General features: G+C 71.9%; 14 protein-coding genes and 1 pseudogene. 4 read left to right on the top strand and 11 right to left on the bottom strand.

The window, feature by feature from the left end; genetic code table 11:
* Positions 1-3: 3 nt before the first annotated feature.
* From ACIQVT_RS12465 to ACIQVT_RS12450, 4 genes are all read right to left on the bottom strand, one after another.
* Positions 4-1,686 (bottom strand): hypothetical protein, encoded by a 1,683-nt coding sequence (locus tag ACIQVT_RS12465; RefSeq protein WP_403751207.1) that lies wholly within the window; start codon positions 1,684-1,686, stop codon positions 4-6.
* A 562-nt stretch (positions 1,687-2,248) separates the two neighbouring features.
* A complete protein-coding gene (locus ACIQVT_RS12460; RefSeq protein WP_403751205.1) occupies positions 2,249-2,785 on the bottom strand; it encodes a cysteine hydrolase family protein in 537 nt (178 codons plus the stop codon).
* Positions 2,786-3,606: 821 nt separating this feature from the next.
* On the bottom strand, positions 3,607-4,839 hold the full coding sequence (locus tag ACIQVT_RS12455; RefSeq protein ID WP_403751203.1) for an Ig-like domain-containing protein: 1,233 nt from the start codon (positions 4,837-4,839) through the stop codon (positions 3,607-3,609).
* A 198-nt stretch (positions 4,840-5,037) separates the two neighbouring features.
* Positions 5,038-5,724 carry a nitroreductase family protein gene (locus ACIQVT_RS12450; protein ID WP_403751201.1) on the bottom strand — a complete coding sequence of 229 codons (687 nt, stop codon included), beginning with the start codon at positions 5,722-5,724 and terminating at the stop codon, positions 5,038-5,040.
* A 136-nt stretch (positions 5,725-5,860) separates the two neighbouring features.
* Here ACIQVT_RS12450 and ACIQVT_RS12445 point away from each other — a divergent pair, with 136 nt between their 5' ends.
* Positions 5,861-6,364, top strand: a complete 504-nt coding sequence (locus tag ACIQVT_RS12445; RefSeq protein WP_403751199.1) for an Lrp/AsnC family transcriptional regulator — start codon at positions 5,861-5,863, stop codon at positions 6,362-6,364.
* On the opposite strand, the gene ACIQVT_RS12440 is transcribed toward ACIQVT_RS12445, so the two are convergent.
* The 4 genes from ACIQVT_RS12440 to ACIQVT_RS12425 all read right to left on the bottom strand — a co-directional run bounded on the left by ACIQVT_RS12440 (position 6,295) and on the right by ACIQVT_RS12425 (position 9,739).
* Positions 6,295-6,624: a DUF4135 domain-containing protein gene (locus ACIQVT_RS12440; protein WP_403751785.1), complete on the bottom strand. Its 330-nt coding sequence runs from the start codon at positions 6,622-6,624 to the stop codon at positions 6,295-6,297. The genes ACIQVT_RS12445 and ACIQVT_RS12440 overlap by 70 nt on opposite strands.
* 104 nt (positions 6,625-6,728) lie before the next feature.
* On the bottom strand, positions 6,729-7,274 hold the full coding sequence (locus tag ACIQVT_RS12435) for a hypothetical protein (protein ID WP_403751197.1): 546 nt from the start codon (positions 7,272-7,274) through the stop codon (positions 6,729-6,731).
* 211 nt (positions 7,275-7,485) lie between these two features.
* Positions 7,486-9,045 (bottom strand): N,N-dimethylformamidase beta subunit family domain-containing protein, encoded by a 1,560-nt coding sequence (locus tag ACIQVT_RS12430; protein ID WP_403751195.1) that lies wholly within the window; start codon positions 9,043-9,045, stop codon positions 7,486-7,488.
* A 472-nt stretch (positions 9,046-9,517) separates the two neighbouring features.
* On the bottom strand, positions 9,518-9,739 hold the full coding sequence (locus tag ACIQVT_RS12425; RefSeq protein WP_403751194.1) for a hypothetical protein: 222 nt from the start codon (positions 9,737-9,739) through the stop codon (positions 9,518-9,520).
* 626 nt (positions 9,740-10,365) lie between these two features.
* Here ACIQVT_RS12425 and ACIQVT_RS12420 point away from each other — a divergent pair.
* Positions 10,366-13,461, top strand: coding sequence for an FG-GAP-like repeat-containing protein (locus ACIQVT_RS12420; protein ID WP_403751193.1), 3,096 nt, complete (start codon positions 10,366-10,368; stop codon positions 13,459-13,461).
* A gap of 113 nt (positions 13,462-13,574) precedes the next feature.
* On the top strand, positions 13,575-14,024 hold the full coding sequence (locus tag ACIQVT_RS12415) for a hypothetical protein (protein WP_403751191.1): 450 nt from the start codon (positions 13,575-13,577) through the stop codon (positions 14,022-14,024).
* A 72-nt stretch (positions 14,025-14,096) separates the two neighbouring features.
* On the opposite strand, the gene ACIQVT_RS12410 is transcribed toward ACIQVT_RS12415, so the two are convergent.
* Positions 14,097-15,062: an Lrp/AsnC family transcriptional regulator gene (locus ACIQVT_RS12410; protein WP_403751189.1), complete on the bottom strand. Its 966-nt coding sequence runs from the start codon at positions 15,060-15,062 to the stop codon at positions 14,097-14,099.
* A 115-nt stretch (positions 15,063-15,177) separates the two neighbouring features.
* Here ACIQVT_RS12410 and ACIQVT_RS12405 point away from each other — a divergent pair, with 115 nt between their 5' ends.
* A complete protein-coding gene (locus tag ACIQVT_RS12405) occupies positions 15,178-16,614 on the top strand; it encodes an FAD-dependent monooxygenase (RefSeq protein WP_403751187.1) in 1,437 nt (478 codons plus the stop codon).
* A gap of 92 nt (positions 16,615-16,706) precedes the next feature.
* Here ACIQVT_RS12405 and ACIQVT_RS12400 read toward each other — a convergent pair.
* Together ACIQVT_RS12400 and ACIQVT_RS12395 are read right to left on the bottom strand one after the other, a co-directional pair.
* Positions 16,707-16,937 (bottom strand): annotated as a pseudogene (locus tag ACIQVT_RS12400) (GNAT family N-acetyltransferase); the annotation flags it as partial.
* A gap of 41 nt (positions 16,938-16,978) precedes the next feature.
* Positions 16,979-18,121 carry an aminotransferase class V-fold PLP-dependent enzyme gene (locus tag ACIQVT_RS12395; protein WP_403751185.1) on the bottom strand — a complete coding sequence of 381 codons (1,143 nt, stop codon included), beginning with the start codon at positions 18,119-18,121 and terminating at the stop codon, positions 16,979-16,981.
* Positions 18,122-18,131 lie beyond the last annotated feature (10 nt).

Genomic DNA, 18,131 nt, shown 5'->3' with positions numbered 1-18,131 from the left:
CGGTCAGCCGGACGGGCCGACCAGTGTGGGGACCAGGTGCCGCTGCACATGACGGACGTACTTCCGTGCGCGTTCCCATCCGTCCTCCTCTCCCACCACCCGGGTGCGCAGCCCCCAGGCCTCGGGCAGTGCGTGCTCCTTGACCCACAGCATGTAGCGGCACACCGCCTCCCGCCGGTCGCCGATCGCCTCCAGACGGCGTGCCAGGGCGCCGTCGCGGCGGGCGCGGGCGAGGGCGGCGAACATGTCCACGACGGCGTAGTGACTGAGCACGGCCTCGGTCGTGCGGTTCACACAGGCCAGCACCACTTTGGCGTCGTGCCGCGCCCGTTCCTCACGCTGCCGGGTCCGGCCGAGCCGGCCCGGCCGTCCGGAATGGAAGTGACGCCGGATGTTGTCGAAGTCGGGTACGAAGAAGCCGTTCTCGCCGGCTCCCAGGATGAGGGCGTTCATCGTGTGGACGTACGCCGCGCAGTCCGCCTGCGTCTCCAGGCGTACCTCCCGGGGCAGTCCCGCGGTGAAGGGAGCCAGGGGCGGCTCGGCCCCGTCGTACCTCCCCTGGAGGATGGGGGTGAGTTCACGGGCGATGAGGAAGAGGGTGCACGCGTCGAAGACCAGGTAGGGGTCTCCGGGGCCGTAGCGGCTCTCGTCCTGCGGCATGGCCTGCGGGATGAGTGGCTGGAACGGCAGCGGGGCGGTGGCTCGCGGGGGTCGCCAGGAGCGCAGGTACGAGGCGACGGTGGCGTCGATGTCGTCCCAGGCGGGATCGTGGTCGGGCGCGCGGCAGGCCGGATCGGCGGCACCGAATGTCGCGGTCCCGGGGACGGCGAAGAGGGCGGGCAGGGCCCAGGAGACGTTGGCCATCAACTCGGCGGTGTGCGGTGGCAGTCCGATGACGAAACCCTGTCGGCCGTCGGCGAGGGAGCGGACCAGCACCCGGGACTCCGGGTCGGTGGACGGCTGGACGAAGACCTCGACGGTGGCGGCCACTCGCCGGACCTCGTCCGGTCCGGGCAGGCGCGGGTCGCGCACGCGGTGATCGCCGCCGTCGGTACGGGAGAAACCGTGGGCGAGCAGAAGCAGGTCGAGCAGGGCGCGGGGCCTGCTGGACACGTCCGCCAGCTTCTCCGGATCGTCGAGCAGGGCGCCGGTGGGATCCAGGCCGCGGACGAAGTCCGGATCGGTGAAGACACGGGCGAGGCGGGTTGCTTCGGCGGCGAGCTCGGCGCTCTGGTGGTCGTCGAGAAGGACGCTGGGCGGGTAGGGGAGGGGCGCCGGGTCAGGCGCTCCCGGTGCGAGTGGGCCGTCGAGAGCGGCGCGCAGGGCCGCGGCGTCCCCTGCGAGCACGTCGTGGCCCGGCGCGCGGATCACGACCTGCCCGTGCTCGATCCGGGAATCCGACCGTACGACGACGTCGGCCGGCCCCGCGAGGCGTACGGCGATCCCGTTCCGGAAGAGGTGGCGAAGCGCGGTGACGATGTCCACGAGCGCGCTGGGGCCGGCGGTGCCGACGAGGACGTCGTCGCCGGGAGTGTCGACACCCGGCGGACGTAAGTCGACGTACGCGACACCGGCCCGGCGCAGCACATCCCTCGCGGCGCCCGCCTCCTCGGAGTCGGACGCGGCGAAGAGATGGAAAGCCAGCCGCGCCTCGCAATCGACACCGGTGGCTGTCGGTGTCCTCACTTCCCCCATACCTCGACAGCATGGCGGCACGGGGCGGGGCAGAACAACCGATGTGACGGTACGACTCGTGGGCGGTGCCCCCGCCGGACGCGTGCCGTCGTCGGCATCCTCGGTCTCCCGGCCGCCGCGCCCTGCGGGAAGAGGCATCCCCCCGGCTTCGTCGCGGCGCCGCGCGCCCAGGCCGAAGCGTGTCGGCCGCGTATGCCTCCGGCGGATCTTGGTTCCAGCCGGTTGGCCTGTCGGCCTGTCGTGCTGCCCGCGCCCGGCAGGACCCCCGCCGCAAGGCACAGCCACCGACGACGCCGAACGGATGTGGTCGCGCACCGGCGCCGCCAGAGCGGCGAGAGCCTGGATGCCGTCGGGTCAGAGCGGTGCGACCAAGAGCCCCCCATCACCTCGACGTGACCCGGCAGCACCGGGCACCATGCCGCAACGGGTGAGGCTGCCCCTGCACGGCGGCTGCCGGAGATCGCCGGATCGGATTCCAGTGCCCGCCGACCGACCACCGGCCACCGGTCGGGGGCACGGCCCGGCCGGTGCTTCCGGACGGCGATAGTGGGCGCTACGCCCACAGCTGGTGGCTCTCGCGGACGAGCGCCCCCATGTTGCGCTCCATCATGCGCAGCGCCGCCTCGGCGAGGTCTTCGTGGATGTGCGCGACCGCGTCCTTCGGTACGACCACGTCGAAGTGGCGGATGTGCGCGTCGAGCGCCGAATACAGCACGCACTGCTCGGTCACCTGACCGGACAGCACCAGCCGGTCGATCCCCTGCTCCGTGAGCAGGTAGTTCAGTGGTGTCTCGAAGAAGATCGAGTGCCGTGCCTTGAGGACGATGAGCGAGTCGTCGTCGGGCTTCACCGGCTCGATCAGGTCCGCACGCGGCCCGGCGAGGGCCCGCTCGAGCTGCTCACCGTGGTGTGAGCGCCACTCGCCGAAGTTGTCATTGACGTAGATGACCGGAACACCTCGGTCGCGAGCCCGCCGCAGTAGTCCGGCCAGGGCCGGCACGACCGATTCCACGGAGGGGATCAGCAGGTCGGCATCCTTGTGTTCGTATGTATTGATCATGTCGATGACGATCAGCGCGCTCTTGCTCATGCGGCCCGGGTTCCACGATCGGGGCTGGTGACGCAGACGGTCGCGGTGATCCCGCAGGATGCGCCGGTGCCCGGGACGGAGCACCCGGTGACACGGTCCCGAGACAGCGCGCCTGGGCCCTCGCCCGGGGATCACGAGGGGCTCGCGGATCCGGGGCCGCCCTTCCACACGCGCTTCGCTCGCGCCGATGGTATCCCCGCCGCCGTGTCGCCGCCCGTTGCCACGGCTCCGCCGGGACGCCCGCGCACCTGCGGCACACGGCACGGGTTCCCACCCTCCCAGCCGGCCCGAGCCGGACACACCACCCCGGTGGCACGGTGTCCGGCGCCCGGGGTGAGAGATCGGGACGAAGACCCGGCGCGGCTGCTGAGGTGGCTCCGCCAGTGTCGGGCGCTGGACCCCGGGCGACCGTCGTGCCGCTCGCCCCGGCCGGTGTCCCGCTCGCCCCGCTGGCCTCGCCGACGCCGTGGCCACGCCGGGACCGGTCCCACGCTACGAGCAGGTCCGTGCACGGATCGCCGACCTGATCGGCAGCGGCCCGCCGGCCCAGGACGAGCGCCGCCCGACGGTGCCGCGGCCGGCCGCGGACCTCGGCCTCGCCGCGGGTACCGTGGCCCGCGCCTGTCGGGAGGGGCTCCGTCGCATCGGCGGCGCTGGGCTTCGCGGGGACACCGTGCGAGGCGCCTTTCCGGGAGCGGAGGACCTGACCCGCCGCTCCCGGACGGGGTAACCGGAGGGGGACACCTCCACAACGTGCCGGCCGTCACCCGGCGGACAAGGGGAGCCTGCGGGCGCGTGGAGCGGGACGGCCGGGGATGGGGTCAGGCGGCCGGGCCGCCCGCGACCCACTCGCTCCACGGCATGTTCCAGTCGCTGAGACCGTTGCCCGGGGCCAGCGCGGTCTTGTCGCCGGAGTTCTTGACGATCACGACGTCACCGACCATGGAGTGGTCGAAGAACCACGCGGCGGGCTGCTTGCCGTCGTCGCCCCGGACATCCCTGAGGCCCACACAGCCGTGGCTGGTGTTGACCTTGCCGAAGACCGAGCCGGCGCTCCAGTAGTTGCCGTGGATGAAGGTGCCCGAGTCGGTCAGGCGCATGGCGTGCGGGACGGCCTGGATGTCGTACGACGGCTTGCCGTCCTTCTCGGTGAGGCCGACGCTCGCACCGTTCATGTGGACGTGCCGGAACTTCTCGGAGATCACCATCGTGCCGTTGTACGTCGGGTGCTCGGGGCTGCCCGACGAGATCGGGATGGTCCTGATCACCTTGCCGTCCCGGACGACGGTCATCTGTTTCGTCTTCGCGTCGACGGTGCTGATCTGGCTGCGGCCGACCGTGTAGGTGACCGTCTTCCGGACGCCGTCGCGGGTGAGCGTGACGGTGACGGTGGAGCCGGCCTTCCAGAAGGTCTCGGGGCGGAAGTCCAGGCGATGGTCGTCGAGCCAGTGCCCGACGACGCGCTGGCCGCTGCTGGACCCGACCTGGATCTCCGACTGAACGGCGGCCTTGTCCCCTACCGCCCGGTCGAAGGTGACCGTCACCGGCATGGCCACGCCGACGGTCGAGCCGTTCGCGGGGGAGACGTGCCCGATGAAGTCGTTCGCCGGGGATTCGGTGGTGATCGTGGCATTCCCGGTGGCGGGCCGGCCCTGGGCGTCCTCGGCCTCCGCGGTGATCTGGTACGTGGTGGCGCGCTGGAGGCGGCCGTCGGGCTTCCACGAGGTGCGGTCCGCGGACAGGGCGCCCGGTATCTCGGCACCGGTGGTGACGTCGGTCATGGTCACTTTGGTGAGGACGCCGTCCCCGACGGTGACGCCGACCGGGTCGTTCGTCCGGACACCGTGGGCGCCCTGGCCGGGCGTGATCTTTATGCGGGCGTCCGAGGCTTTCGGCGCGTCCGCCGGGGCGGCCTGCGCGTGCGCCGGCGTATCGCTCCGACCGCTGTCGCCGGTGGCGGCGCTGCTCGTACCGCCGAGGGCCGTGACGGCGAGTACACCGCCGAGTACGCCAGCGGTGGCCGCCAGTCCGGTGCGTCGTGTACCGACCGTCATCAAAGGCTTCTCCGTGCTCCTGGTTCGCGTATCCGATGAGCTGATCGCAGGAGGAGCGCGACCAGCTACCCCTCCACTTATAGGCACATGTCTCTCCAGAAAGGGGCATATTGTGTCTAACGCCACCCGCTGTCCAGGCGCGCCGGCCGGACACCGGCCCGCGTGCCCTCCGACGTGCCGAGTGGGAGCCGCTGGATGTCAGAGCGGGCGCGGGCTCTCCGTGGTCGCCTCCGCCAGCGACTTGCGGGTCAGGTGCGGGACCTCGCAGTCGGCCGCGGCGTAGCCGATCGGGAAGAGGACGTACGGACGTTCGTTACCGGGCCGCTCGCAGATCCGGGTGAGGAAGCCCATCGGGTTGGGCGTGTGGGTCAAGGTGCTCAGACCCATCGCGTGCAGTGCGGCGATGAAGAAGCCGCAGGCGATGCCCACGCTCTCGTTCACGTAGTAGTTCTTGCGCAGCGAACCGTCCGGCATCGCGGTGCTCTTCTCGGCGAAGCAGACGACGATCCACGGCACGACGTCGAGGAAGCTCTTGTCCGCGGTCGTTTCGAGGGGCGCGAGCGCGGCGCGCCACTCGGGCGGGATCCGGCCGCCCTCGTAATTGACCCGCTCCTCCTGCTCGGCGGCGACCCGGATGCGGTGCTTGGTCTCGGCGTCGCCGATCACGGCGAATTTCCACGGCTGCAAGTGGGCCCCGGAGGGGGCGGTGTTGGCTGCGGCGATGGCGAGGTCGACGCACCTGCGCGGGACCGGCTCGTCACTGAAGAACCGGACGCTGCGCCGACGGTCGAGGAAGGACACGAAGTCCTGCCCCCGCCGCACCGTCTCGGCCTGGTCGTACCGAGCGGGCCGGTAGGGGACGAACGGGTGGCTGTGCTGCCTCACGACTGCTCCTTGTCGACCGGGAGGCCTCAGCGTGGGACAGCGACTGCCGGACTGGCAACAGCTCCCGTGGTGCCTTGCTAATCTGTCAGCGAAAAGGGCGCGGGGATGCCTTTCAGCGCACAGATCGGCAGGTGCGGTGGCACGACAGGGAATCGACCCGCTCGACGGCAGGATGCTGCGCCTGCTCCGGGAGCACCCGCGCGAGGGCCTGCTGGAGATCGCCCGGCGGATCGGCGTCGCGCGCGGCACGCTCCAGGCGCGCTTGGACCGGCTGACCGGCCTCGGGGTGGTGACCGGTTATGGGCCGGACGTGGACGTCGCGGCTCTCGGTCACGTGGTCGAGGCCTTCACCACGTTCGAGGTGCACCAGTCGGCCCGTGAGGCCATCGCCGCGCGCCTGCGCGCCGTGCCGCAGATCCTCGAGGCCCACATCGTGACGGGCCCCGGCGACATCTGGTGTCGCATCGCGGGCACGAGCAACCAGCACGTGCAACAGGTGATCGACCAGGTCCTCGAGGTACCAGGCGTCCGCCGCAGCACGACGGTCATCGCGCTGAGCGCGGTCATCCCCTACCGGGTCCAACCCTTGGTCGACGAGGTGGCCGGTCCGCCAGGCCATCGGGGTGCCCACCGTGGATGACCGGCAACCGGGACCTGTCCCGGTGAGGGGACTCGCTGTACACCTGCCCGGCGTTCCTCCCGGGCGAGTCCGAGGTGGTGGCCGAGCGCCGCGTGCGGCCGGAGCTCGTCGAGGTGCCGGTGCGCGGTCGGCGGGCGCGGCTGGTAGACCGCCCGGGAGCCGTCGGCCAAGGTGAGCACCGCGGTGCTGCGGCCGTGCCGGTGCCCGTCACCGGTGGTGGCGCGGAGCGGGACCAGGTCGCGCCCCTGCCTCAGGCACACGCCGACCGACGCCCAGGACCACCGCCCGGCAGCCACGGTCACCGGTGTGCCGGGCACCCGGTCCGACCAGCGGGAAGCGCCCCCGCGGGACAGACGCGAGCGGGTCAGCTGTCGGCCCCGTCCTCCTGTGCGGGCGCGTCACCGATGGCGACACGCAGGTCGTGCATGCCGTGCAGGACGTCGATGAGGGCTTCCTCGGCCCCGCTCAAGGCGTGCCGAGTCCCCTCCCTGTCGCCGCGCTCGGCGTGCAGCTGGGCGCTGAGCGCGTACACCGCCGTCATGACGGCGGCGAAGGCGGCCTCCCGGCCGGGCGGCACGTCTTCGTCCTCGGGTTCGCAGACCTGTAGCGCGGTGCGCTGGAGCCGGTTCGTCAGGACGTTGACCGCGACGTCCGGATCCCCTCCCAGCTGTTCGTGCCAGCCGAGCGACGTCTCGAGGACGTCCTCGATCTCGTCCTCCTCGGACAGCCTGGTCGCGGCGGTGATCTCGAGCTCCGTCTTCGCCAGCAGGCTGCCCAGCAGATGCAGGCGGTGTTCTTCCCGGGGCTCCTCGTGTCGCTTCTCGGGATCCGCCGCCGGCTCGGCCGCCAGGGCGGCCAGAGCCGCGGAGATCTGTTCGGCACCTGCCCGGCGCTCGTCACTGATGTTCACGCCCTTCAGCTTCACCCCGCGAAGGCGGATCCGCCCGCCCGGACGGCCGCGCGTGTCACACCGGGGCCGGTACGTGTCCACTTTCCGGCCGACCCCACCGCCCGGAGGTGCGGCCACCCGGAAGCCGTCCACCCCGCGGCCGGGGCGGGTCCTCTCCCCGTACGCTGCGCCCCCGCCGCCCCGAGGATTCCGGCGCTGTGAGCGGGTGCCCTCAGCCCGTGCCGCTGTACACGGTGGCCGTGTTGGGGCGCGGCGGTGGCGCGTGGTGAGCCGCCGGACCCTGGGCGAAGGTGCGCAGCAGGTTCTCGGTGGTACGGGTGACGAAGGCACGGGTGCGGCCGTCCATGCCGTGGTCGCGGCCGACTTCACCGGTACCCGCCATCAGGGCCTCCACCCACCGCATCGTGCCCGTGGCGAACACCCCGGACCCGCCGGGGACCGTGTAGTACGCCGAGTCGCTGTGGCTCGGCGTGCCGTGGCACACCAGCGGTGAGTGCGCGGTGATCTCCAGCGGGCCCGGGGGCCGGGAGCCGTGCGGCACCCGGTCGTACTCCACGCCGACGAGGTGGGGGAGACCCTCACCGGCGCGCATCCCCGTGCCGTCGTACAGCCAGTGGTCGGCCGCGTGGACCACGTATGGCGCGTCGACCGGAAACCCCTCGTAGAGCACACCGGTCAGCGTGGACTCGGGGTCGGGGGCCGGCGGCAGGCGGAAGTCGGTGGTGACCTGGGCGGGGCGGGAGCCGTAACAGGGGTCGGCGCGGAAGGAACTCTTGTAGCAGACCACCGTGCGGGCGTCCGCAGCCGCGCCGGGTTCCAGCCGGATCCGGCGGAAGCACGTGTTGGCACCCAGGAAGGCGATGTTCGTGCCCGCGTCGCGGGCGGCGGTGACATGGGCACGCTGCTCGGGCGTCCAGTACTCGTCGTGGCCCAGGCACACCAGGGCGCGCGCCCCGTGCAGTACCGAGGGGTCCCGGTGGACGTCCGGGCCGGTGGTGTACGCCAGCGGGATGCCGAGCCGCTCGGCCAGCACCACCAGCGCCCGCTCGTACACCAGGAACTTCTCGGCGCCGCTGCCGTCGTAGGGACGGTCGAAGCTCACCGCGAGGGAGCGGGAGGCGTAGTCGCCGAGCGGGCCGGCGTAGAGACTGCTGCCGCCCCAGTGGTTGTACGCCTGCCACGTGGCCGGGGCGTGCAGCAGGACCGTGCGGCCCGCACCCTCGGTGGAGCGGACGATCAGGGGGACGTAACGCCGGTGTCCGCTCTCCGCCCGCAACCGCAGCAGGTACGCCCCTTCCGGCCACCCGGCGGTGTCCACGGTGAGGGCGGCGGGCCAGTCGGCGCGCACGGTACGCGTCGTGGGCAGCAGCCGCGGCCCGGGCCGGGCGCGGCCGGGTATGCGGCCCGAGGCCCAGACCAGCCGGGCCTGCCGTCCGCCGTACCAGCCGACCCGGAAGGCATCGACCCGGAAGGACGCGGCGGTCGTCGACACGTGCAGAGCGAACGCCTCGCCGGGTGTCACGCTCACCCGGTCGGTGTAGCCGGCGACGGCGTCCGGTGGGCCGGTCGCCCCCAGCCGCCAGTCGGCGGTGCCGGGAGCGTCCCGCTCCGCCTCCGGCCGGTGCCGCTCGGTAGCCGGCGCGGTGGTGTGCGCCAGGCCCGGGCCGCTCGTGCACGCGGCGGTCGCACCAAGACCCGCCCCGGCACACAGGCCGAGGAAGCGCCGGCGGCCCGTCCCGCCCGGTGATCCGGTCCCATTTGCCGTGGTCACGTCACCTCCCGCTGGATATGGGCCCGCTCCAGCGTCCCGACGGTCCGCATCGCCGGCAACCGGGCCGCGCCGGCGCCGCAAAAGCCCCGGCGTACCGAGGCGGCTCAGGCGTGCCCCCGTGGACCGGACGGCACGCGCCGCGGGCATCCGGCCGCGCGGGTACGGCCGGACGGGTGACGGCGCCCTGCTGGCCGCCGACCCGCACCCGACCGAGGCTCCTCCAGGGCCTGTCCGGTCGGCCCCTTCACCACGACCTCCAGCAGTACAACCGGAGTGACGAGCGACCGACACGGGGGAGCGCACGTGACGGGTGTTCGGCAAGGAGCCTCCGCCGACTTGACGACCTAGCCGTCAGCGTCGCCTCGTTCTCTCCGGGCGGTCGACGGCGTGCGAAGGGAACAAGCCGTCGGCCCGGAGGCCGGATGGCCTGCCGGGCCGGTTCAGCGCCGTCGGCTCGCGGTGGTGAGGCCGGTCAGACCCAGATGGACAGGCGGGCGGTGGTGGGGGTGGCGTCACAGAAGTAGCTGACGGCCTGACCTCGGGCCACGTAGGCCTTGCCGGCCGCGTCGCAGGAGGCGGCACTCGGGTACATGCCGACGTAGACGTACCCGGCGGCCTGGGCGGACGGGGCGAGCAGCAGGGCGGCTGCGGCCAGCAGTCCGGTCAGGCTCAGGGTCGAGATCGCTTTGCGCATAGGTGTGTTGCTGCCTTCCTGTTCCGGTGGCGAGCGCTCCGGTCATGATGATCCGGTGCGCGGTGAGCAGCTTCCTTCACAGCTGGACCGGAGAGCAATGGTCCAGACCAAGTTATTTCAACCAGTAGTCGTCGGAGCAGCCCCGGCTGGGGCGGGTGGCGCGGTCTGCCGGCCGGGTGGTGACCGCCCGACGGGAGTCGGGGAGGCTAGGTTCCGGGTGGTGGGCCCGTCGGCGAAGCACCGGGCCGGAACGCGATCTTCCGCGGCTCCTGGACCGGTGGGCCGGGGCGGTAGGAGGGCAGCCTGAACAGGGCAGAGACCCGGACGGCCCTCGCCCCCACCGGACCAAGGCCGCGACACTCACCCTGCTCCGGCTGCGCGCCGCCCTCAAGCGCGGCGACCGCACTCGCGGCGACACCGAGCCGCCTGCGGGACATCTTCCGCCAATGGCCACCGATCGCCTTCGTCGGAGCCGACCCTTGCGGCAGCCATTCAAAAAGGCTCCCCAAGAGTCTGTGAAGGCCGTGTAATATCAGGCGACTTCCGCGGGGGACGGAACAGGCCGGGGCCGGAGAAGAACGTGAGCGGCGTGCGTCCCCCACATGTTGTTCGGGGAGGACCCAATTTTGGCCAGCCATGCCCATGTTCACCACTCCCGCGCGGGACGGGCGGCGGTGGCCGTCGCCGCCTCCGCCGCGTTGGTCGCCGCCTTCGGGCCGTGGGAGGCCGTCGCGGTCGGCGAGGCGCGGGAGACGGTCGTCCCGGCCACCTACCGCAGCACGAACGCGGTGGCCTCACTCACCGGTCCGGACACCCGCGACGGCGGTGACGGAGCGGGCGCGCGTGGCGTCTTCCATCGGCTGGAGGGCCATCCGGGCGTGGTGTGGACGCGGTACTCGGACGGCCGGTCCTTCGACGAGCCGTCGACGATGGCCGGTGGACTTCGCCAGGGCACCGGCAGCGACGTTCTCGCCTACAGGTTCGGTGATGGCCGGATCGGCTTCTGGAACGCGGTCGACGGAACCACGAGCGTGCTCCGTGTCCCCGAAGGCCACACCCTGTACGGCATATTCGGCAGCACCCTCGCGACGTACCAGGACGTCACCGCCGAGGACGGTACGGTCGCCCGGGTCCAGCACCTGCTGACTCCGGAGCCCGACGGCGACATGCGCGATGTGACTGTGCAGGGCGCGCCGCAGGGCATGAAGGTCGGCCGGCCGGTGCGCGGCGACAGCTCCGGGCTGTTCTTCTACGCCGACCTCGACGGCTCGCGCCTGGTCGAGGTGGACCCGGAAACAGGCCGGCTCGGGAGTTGGACGCCTGTGCTGCACGGCTACACCTTCGTCAAGCTCTCGTCCGAACGCCTCGTGGCCTACGCCGGCTCGGACGCCACCAAGGCCTACGTGTACTCCCGTGCGGATCTGTCGGCCGCCCCGACCGAGGTCACCCTGGACAGCGCGACCGGCACCGATACGGCCGACGACCTCTCGGTCGTGGGCGACTGGATCGTCCACCGGCCGGGCGGCAAGGCGCAGGTGACGGCCGTACCCATGGCGGGCGGCGCCCCGGTCGTCCTCGTCGCCTCCTCCAGCAGTGGGATCTCCGCCGCCCCCGACGGCACCGCGCTCGTCGTCGGCCGCACCGGCGCCGACGACTGGGGCGTCCAGCGCATCCACCCGGGCGCGGACGGCAGACCGGTCGTCACCATGGTGAAGACGCTGCCCAAGCCGCCGTACCCGATCCAGGGGCTGTCGCTGGACCAGGGACGGCTGGTCGAGGCCGACGCCAGTGGGGGCGGCACGCGGGATACGTACGGGCGGACCGTCGCCGTGACCGGAACCCCGGAATACGGTCCCCGCTCGAACTACGACGGCACCGACCTCCAGCTGTACGGCTGCCCGGCGAAGGACGTCGGGTGCTCGCAGGTGTTCGGCACCGCGGCGGGAACGACGGTGTGGCTGAACCGCGACTCCGGGGACTACGACCGGCTGCGGGTCGACGGCCCCGGCCACGGTTGGTGGGAACGCGGGGTGCCGGCCGACGGACGGATCACCGACGTCTCCGGCGAGTACGTCCTCTACACCACCGCCACCCAGCAGTACGTCTACAAGATCGGCGACGATTCAGCGGCCAAGGTCACCCGCGCTCCGGGCGCCGCCGCCCTCTCCGGGAACCTGCTCTGGACGGCAGGCACGGCCCCCGGTGAGGTGACGGCGTTCGACCTGACCACGAAGAAGACCGTCGAGACCCTCACGCTCGACACCGGCTGCGTGCCCACCGAACTCCAGGCGCTGGGCCGCTACCTGTACTGGACCTGCGGCGATCGGGCCGGGGTGTACGACCGTACGGCCAAGACGTCCGTGCCGGTGCCGGCCGACGAGGCGAAGCTCGGGGACGGGTACGTCGTCACGCACGACAAGCGGGCCGGAAGACTGGTGCTGACGACCGTCGCTGACGGGACGCCGGTCAGCCGGGTCATCGGCGACCTGCCGGACACCGGTGTCTCGCAGCGCGATGTGCGCTGGACGGTCGACGAGTCCGGGCCGAACGCGGCCTACGTCGACGACCAGGAGCAGATCCACCTCGTACCCTCAGGTGTCGCCCAGCAGCCCCTGCGACTGCTCGCCCCGGCTCAGAACGCGTCCTCGGTCACCCCGCACCCGGTCGACACCACGGCGGACACCCTGACCAGGGTGCTGCTGTCCAAGCCGGCGGCCGGCTGGCGGCTGACCGTGCGTTCCAGGGCGACCGGCAAGGTCGTCGACAGCGCGGACAGCACGGCCGTCGCACGCGGCGAGCTGAACGTGCCCTGGTTCGGCATGGACCGGGCCCTCCCCGGAGACGTGCCCCTGCCGAACGGGACGTACGGGTGGACGCTGTCCGTCGCCCCGGCCGACGGGGTCGGCGCACCGGTCGAGCTGAGCGGTTCCGTCCGGATCGAGGAGGGCACCCCGGTGCGTCACGACCACATCGGCGCGGACGGGTTCGGTGACCTTCTCACCCTCGACTCCTCGGGGCTGATGACCTTCCACCAGGGAACGGGCAAGGGCACCTTCTCCGGGAAGGCCGCCGGCGGCGGCTGGTCGACGAAGGCGGTGGCGGTGCCGTTCGGAGACCTGGACAAGGACCGGTGCGATGACGTGCTGGCGCGCATGAGCGACGGTTCGCTGCGCGGCTACAAGGTTCCCTGCCAGAACGGCCTGGGCAGCGGGATGCCGTACACGAAGCTCGGCACGGGCTGGAACGCGTACGACGTGCTCACCTCGCCCGGTGATCTGACCGGGGACGCCCGGGCGGACCTCCTCGCGCGCAAGACGTCCACCGGTGACCTGTATCTGTTCGCCGCCAAGAGCAACGGCACGCTCGCGGCCGGCAAGAAGATCGCCTCGGCCTGGAAGGGGTATACCAAGATCGTCGGCGCCGGAGACCTGAACGGCGACGGGATCGGGGACGTCCTGGCCCGGGACAAGGCCGGCACGCTCTGGCGCTTCACCGGCGCCGGCAACGGCAGCCTGAAGGCGCGCGTGAAGCTCTTCTCCGACTGGGGCGGCTCGTACGACGCGATCGTCGGTGTCGGTGACATCACCGGCGACGGCAGGAGCGACCTGGTCGAACGGGACACGGCAGGCAACCTGTACCGCAACGCGGGCGACGGAAAGGGCTCGTTCACGGCTCGCGTGAAGATCGGCACCGGCTGGCAGGGCTACAAGGGCCTCTTCTGAGCCGTGTCCCCCGGATCACCTCGCCGACCGGCTGAGAACGGCGGCGAGGTGGAAGGGGATTGCGGCGGTCCCGTAGATCAGGTCGTATCCGAAGGCGCCGTACAGGCCCAGCCATGTCGGTCGGGGAAGCGCGTGCCGCGGTGGAGGGGTGGGACCTCTTCCGGACCGTCTCGAGCGACGAGGAGTCGGGGCAGATCGGCCTCACACACGACGAGTCCCGGCTGAACATCGTCCTCGGGTTCACCGACGGCGCGCTGAGCGGCGTGGAGCTGTTCGGGTTCCAGGACGAGGACGCCGAGGTGCGGGTGCTGCTGGACGGGCTCGACGTCTTCCGCACCCCGAGCGAAGACCTCTATGAACAGCTGGCGGAGCGCGGTCACGCCATCGAGGAGAACGACCTCGGCTTCGATGCCCTGCCGGAGCTCAACGTGATTCTCGCGAACCGGAGCAGCTACCAGCACCCGGTGGACGAGGAGGGCGACCCCTGTACTACGACTACGTTCGGGTCGCGGACCGCGTCTGAGCGACCCGCCTCGCGGTCGCGTCGAGCCCCCTGGGCGTGACTCCCGACGAGGCGACCGCGGCCGTGTCCGGCTGAGGCGGACCCCGATCGCCCACGTACCTCTGGTCGGTCGCTATGCCTGGTTCGCCGCCTGCTTGACGGTCTTGATCACCGGTGCCGTTTCGAGATTCGTGATGGCGGGGAGTGCGGCGACTCGAGTGGTCAGGTAGCGGTACAGCTCCTGTTGGTTCGTGCAGACCACGCTCGCGTACAGGTTGGTCGGGCCGGTCGTGGCGGCGGCGAACGCGATCTCCGGATGCCCGGCCAGTGCCTGGCCGGCCTCCTCCAGGTGTGCGGGGGCGACCGAGAGCCAGAGCAGGGTCCGGGTGTTCACGCCGAACATGCGCCAGTCGACGTCGATGTCGAGGTAGAGCAGACCCTGTTCGCGCAGCTCAGTCATCCGGCGCCGGACCGTCGTCGGCGACCAGCCGGTCGCCGCGGCCAACTGCTCGAACCCGGCCCGGCCGTCCGTGGCGAGCAGGCCGAGGAGCTTGCGGTCACCGTCGTCGAGCCGCACGGGCCCCCGCCGATGCCGCACCGGAGGCGGGCGCAGTCGCTCGACCGCCGCCGCGTTCAGCGACCCGAGTTTGCCGACCAGGTTGTCCGGGCCGCCGTAGAAGGAGTGGAGCAGGGAGTGCGCGGTCACGCCCTCCACGCGCGGGGTCCGGGGGAGCTTGGCCAGCAGCAGTGCCTCGCTGTCCGCCTCGCTCTCGGTACGGACCACGCAGGTGATCTCGGTGCCGCCGGAGCTGAGGCTCACCCAGGACGTGTCGGGGCGTCTGGCCAGCGCCTCGGCGACCGGGAGCGCCGCGGCGGGCGCACACCGCACCCGCAGGAACCACAGGATGGCGCCCAGCGCGGCTGGGTCGACCCCGCCCAGCACCCGTACCGCCCCGGCCGACCGCAACCGGGCGTACCGACGGGCGACGGTGCGATCCGATACGCCGAGAACCTCGGCGATGGTGCTGAACGGGGCGCGGCCGTCGATCTGAAGGGCGTGCACCAGCCGACGATCAAGCTCGTCGTAGTCGGATTCCACCGAGCCGACAGTAGTCAGTGTCAGATATCGACGCAATCGGGCCGGTTCCTGGCTCGGGCGGCTCGGCCGAAGGAGCGTTGTTTCCGTCCTGATCGACACAGCACCAGGAGAATCCATGGACACCGATGTGCTCATCGTCGGCGCCGGCCCGACCGGAATGACGCTGGCCAACGAGCTGCTGATGGCAGGTGTGTCGGCCATGCTGGTCGACAAGCTGCCGCAGCGCAGCGACCTGTCCAAGGCAGGCGGCGTGCAGCCCCGCACGCTGGAGGCGCTCGATCAACGAGGGCTGCTGGAGCCCTTGCTGGCCACCGGGGATCACCCCGTCACCACCGGCCACTTCGCCGGTGTCCCACTCCCGCTCGACTCCGATCGGCGCCGTCTGCCATGGCGGTCCGTGCCGCAGGTGGTGATGGAGGGGTTCTTCGAGCAGCACCTCGCCGCGCACGGCCTCCACGCCCGCAGGGACCACGAACTGGTCGGCCTCGCCCAGGACGACAACGAGGTCACCGCCACCTTCGCCGACGGCGCGACGCTCCGCTCCCGTTACCTCGTCGCCGCCGACGGCGCCCACAGCACCGTACGGTCGCTGCTGCGGGCGGAATTCCCCGGTCGGCCCGGTACGTTGACGATCGTCGCCGCCGATGTGCGGCTGAGCGGCGCGGACCCGTCCGCGTCGCACACCTGGAATGAGGACGGGCACTGGGCGGCACTGTTCCCCCTCGGCACCGATCCGCAGGGCAGGCAGCTGCGCCGGCTGGTCCTCGGTGGGCCGGGCCGCTCACTGCCGAGGGAGACCCCGATCACCGAGGACGAGATCCGCGACGGCCTGAGCACCGTGTTCGGATCGCGGGTGCGGCTGCTCGAACTGCGTTATGCCCGCCGTATCACCGACGCGTCACGGCAGGTCGAGCAGTACCGGCACGGGCGGGTGTTCCTGGCGGGTGATGCCGCCCATGTCCACCTCCCGCTCGGCGCGCAGGGCATGAACACCGGGATGCAGGACTCGTTCAACCTGGGCTGGAAGCTCGGTGCCGCCGTGCACGGCTGGGCACCGAAGAGCCTGCTCGACACGTATCACGCGGAACGGCATCCGGCGGGGGCCGCCGTGTTGCGCAACGTCCGGGCGCAGAGCCTCCTGATGGACTGGGCCGGCACCCGCGATCCGGACGTGCTGGCCGCCCGGGAGATGTTCACGGCCATGGCCCAACTGCCGGACGTCCAGCACTATCTCGCCGACCTGATATCCGGGACGGCCGTCCGCTACCCGATGCCGGGAACCGAAGTCCATCCGCTCGTCGGCCGGCCCGCACCGGACCTGGACCTCGGTCCGGCCCGGGTGAACGAACTGCTGCGGTCCGGGCACGGCATCCTGCTGGACCCGGCCGACACGTTCGCCGAGGTCGCCGGTCCCTGGTCGGACCGGGTGGCCCGGGTGGGCCAGGGTGCCGACACCGAGCCGATGCTCATCCGGCCGGACGGTTACGTGTGCTGGGCCGGTGCGGATGACCCGCGACCGGCGCTCCGCCGCTGGTTCGGCGAGCCCCGCTGAGCCGACGTCGAGGAAGCCGGCCGTCGAGGAGAGGCCGGCGGTCACCAGCGGACGCCGATGGTGACAACTGGCGGGCAGCCGGCCGCAGCAGGTCACGCCGGCAGCTCAGGGCAGTGGGCGGTGCAGCCCTTCTCCGGGTGCCGGAAGCCCTCCGGCAGGGCGCCCGGTACCTCGAAGCCGAGCGAGCGGTAGGGGCGCACCGCATGGACGTCGGTCTCGACCACCGCGTTGACCTGCATGCCTCGGTGGCCGGCCTCCCGGGCCCGCTCCAGGGAGTACTCGCAGAGCGCCCGGCCCACCCCGCGCCCGGAGTGCGCCGGGTCGTCCGGCCGCCACCCTCCCAACGGGCGGGCGGCGGGCCGGATCACCGGAGGCTGTGGAGAGCCCGGCCGAGCGCCTCCACGTCCTCCAGCGTGTTGTAGTGGTGCACCGAGAGCCGCACCGCGGTGTCGACGCCCCGGGCCGAGAGGTAGAGCGGGGTGTGGTCGCCGGCGATCTTCCAGGCATTGATGCCGTGGGCCGCCAGCCCGTCCCGGACACGCTCGGCAGGCAGGGTGCCGTGCCGGAAGGAGAGGATGCCCGACTGCTCCTTCCCCGGGCTCAGCAGCTCGGCACCGGGGACCCCGGCGACGCAGGCGTGCAGTGCCTCGACGACGTCCTTCAAGGGGAACGCCCGTCCCTCCCGGGCGAGTTCGAGGTGGTGGCCGAGCGCGGCGTGCAGCCCGAGCACCACGGCCGTGCTGCGCTCGCCCAGCTCCAGGGTGCGGGCGCTCTCCTCGTGCACCGTGACGGCGGTCGGCGAGCTGACGCAGGCCACGTGCAGGTCGGTGAAGTCGGGCAGCAGCGCGGCCCGCAACTCCGGTGTGGTGTAGGCGAAGCCGCTTCCACGCGGCCCGCACAGGAACTTCCGCCCGGCCCCGGTGAGCAGGTCGCAGCCGATGGCGTCCACGTCCAGCGGCAGTTGCCCAACGGCCTGGCAGGCGTCCACCGCGTACCAGGCGCGGTACGGGGCGAGGAGCCGGCCGATCTCCGCGACCGGGTTGATGATCCCGCAGCCGGAGGGCACATGGGTGACCGAGACCAGGGCGACCCGGTCGCAGATGTTGGCCGCCATCCAGTCCAGGTCGAGGTCCCCGTCGGGGCGCAGCGGGATGGTCTCGATCGTGCAGCCGGTTCGGTCGCGCAGGTTGAAGTACCCGATGAGGCTACCCGCGTACTCGTACGGGGTGACCCAGATCAGGTCCTCCGGGCCGAGGTCGAGCCGGGAGACCACCCGCCACCAGGCACGGGTGGCGCTGTCGAAGACCGCCAGGTCCCGGGCCTCCGCGCCCACGACCCGGCCGAGCCGCCGGTAGAGGTCGTGCTGGAGGATCTCGTCGTGGTGCAGCTCGGTCTCGTAGCTGCCGGTGGCCGCCTCCCGGGCCAGGCAGTCGGCCATCGCGGTGGAGACCGCTTCGGGCATCAGGCCGGCCCCGGCCGTGTTGAGGTGGATCAGCTTTGCGGTCATGGATGACGCC

Source organism: Streptomyces sp. NPDC100445 (assembly GCF_044759735.1).
Taxonomy (GTDB): Bacteria; Actinomycetota; Actinomycetes; order Streptomycetales; family Streptomycetaceae; genus Streptomyces.
Note: the sequence above shows the minus strand (reverse complement) of the source record. Positions and strands in the feature narration are given on the sequence as shown.